Source organism: Treponema sp. UBA785 (genome assembly GCF_002297065.1).
GTDB lineage: Bacteria > Spirochaetota > Spirochaetia > Treponematales > Treponemataceae > Treponema_D.
In genome coordinates, this window is the sequence record NZ_DBJD01000074.1 from 38,821 (window position 1) to 40,986 (window position 2,166).

At 46.3% G+C, this 2,166-nt stretch carries 1 protein-coding gene; it reads left to right on the forward strand.

Annotated elements, in window-relative coordinates; all coding sequences use genetic code 11:
• On the forward strand, positions 1-2,166 hold a 2,166-nt coding region (locus B2X33_RS06425), incomplete at both ends, for a helicase-related protein (protein ID WP_296668465.1).

Consider the following 2,166-nt stretch of genomic DNA (forward strand, 5'->3'; position numbering starts at 1 on the left):
GACTCGATTTCAGACCTAGTGCTTCCCGCCACAACCGACAGCAAGAAGGTTTACAGCCAGTTTGTTGATTTTAGGGCAAGACAGGCTTGCGAAGGCGGCATGATTGTCGTGTTCAGCACATACCAGTCAATAGACGTAATCAGCGATGTTCAGAAACAAATAAACAATTTGGATAAAGACTCGTTTATTTTTGATTTGATTGTCTGCGACGAAGCCCACCGCACAACCGGTGTAAAGCAGAAGGACAAGAGCCAGTCTTCGTTCACAAAGGTACATTCAAACGGCAATATAAAAGCAAAAAAGCGCCTTTATATGACCGCTACTCCACGTCTTTATTCCAGCGACGCCCAAGCAAAAGCAAAGGAAAAGGAAGTTGAAGTCTGGTCAATGGACGATCCGCAAATGTTCGGTGAAGAAATCTACCGTATAGGATTCGGTGAGGCAGTCGAAAAACAGCTTCTTTCTGACTACAAAGTAATCGTTCTTACGCTCGACGAAAATTCCGTAGAGCCAGAGCTTTTGAATGAGCTTATGGAAGGAAACGCCGACTTAAAAGAAAGCGACGCTATAAAACTCATAGGATGCATCAATGTTCTTTCAAAGCGGACAAACTATCTTACTGACAAGGAGCTGTTCAGCGACGTTGACCCGGAGCCGATGCGGTCGGCAGTCGCATTCTGCTCCAGCATAAAGAGCTCGATTTATTTAAAAGACTCATTTAATGTGTGCCAGAAAGCGTATTATGAAAAAATGTCTGAGGAAGAACGGGAGCAGCTTGTCGCAGTTCAGGCGGAGCACGTTGACGGCGGAATGGGAAGCACAGTCCGTGAGGAAAAACTTGACTGGCTAAAGCATGCCGACCCAAATAAAAAAGAGTGCCGTGTTCTGAACAATGTGCGCTGTCTTAGCGAGGGCGTTGATGTTCCAAGCCTTGACGCAATAATGTTCCTTTCTTCAAGAAACAGCCAGGTCGATGTGGTTCAATCGGTAGGCCGGGTAATGCGAAAAGCCGAAGGCAAGAAGTTTGGCTACATAATCATACCGGTTCTTGTGCCTGGGGATAAGAACGCAGATGAGATTTTGGACACAAGCGACGACTTCAAGATTGTATGGAGCGTGCTGAATGCTCTCCGCGCCCACGATGACCGCTTTAATGCGACAATCAACAAAATAGAGCTAAATAAAAAGAAGCCTAAAATCATAAACGTAACTGGCGGCGGCAACTTTGGCGGAAAGCCAATGGTCGGCGGCGGCGATGACGACGGCGGTTCTGAACCAGTGCAGGGCACGCTCGACTTTGATGAGCTCCAGCAGGAATTATACGACAAGTTCCAGAAGCTTACCGGACAGGTTTTTGCCAAAATGGTAAACAAGTGCGGAAGCCGGCGCTACTGGGCAGACTGGGGAAAGGACGTAGGCGAAATAGCAAAGAGAAATATTGACCGCATAAACAGGCTGATTTCAGTTGATGGCGACCATAAGGACAAGTTCAACGCTTACTGGGAAGGACTAAAGAAGAACCTGAATCCTAGTGTAAGCCGGCATGACGCCGTAGAGATGCTGGCACAGCACATGATTACAAAACCAGTCTTTGAGGCTCTGTTCGGAAACGACCACTTTACCAAAGAAAACCCGGTTTCAAAATCGCTGGAAGAAATCGTTTCTCTTTTGGACGAAAAGAGCGAAAGCGGGGACTTGGAAAAACTGGAACGGTTCTATAACTCGGTAAAGCAGCGAGCCGAAGGAATTGACAATGCGGAAGGAAAACAGAAAGTCGTTGTTGAGCTTTACGACAGTTTTTTTAAGAACGCTTTCCCTATGACCGTCGAGAAGCTTGGAATTGTCTATACTCCGGTTCCAGTTGTGGACTTTATTATCCATAGCGTTGAGTGGGTTTTGAATAAAGAATTCGGACGTTCGCTCAGCGACGAGAAAGTTAACATAATCGACCCGTTTACAGGAACGGGAACGTTCATAACACGGCTCCTGCAGTCTGGAATTATTAAAAAAGAGGACTTGGCGCGAAAATACAGGCACGAGATTTTTGCCAACGAAATTGTGCTTTTGGCTTACTATATTGCAAGCGTGAACATAGAAAACGCCTACCACGACCTGATAAAGGACTGTCATTCTGAGCTTGATTCAGAACCTGAATACGAGCCGTTC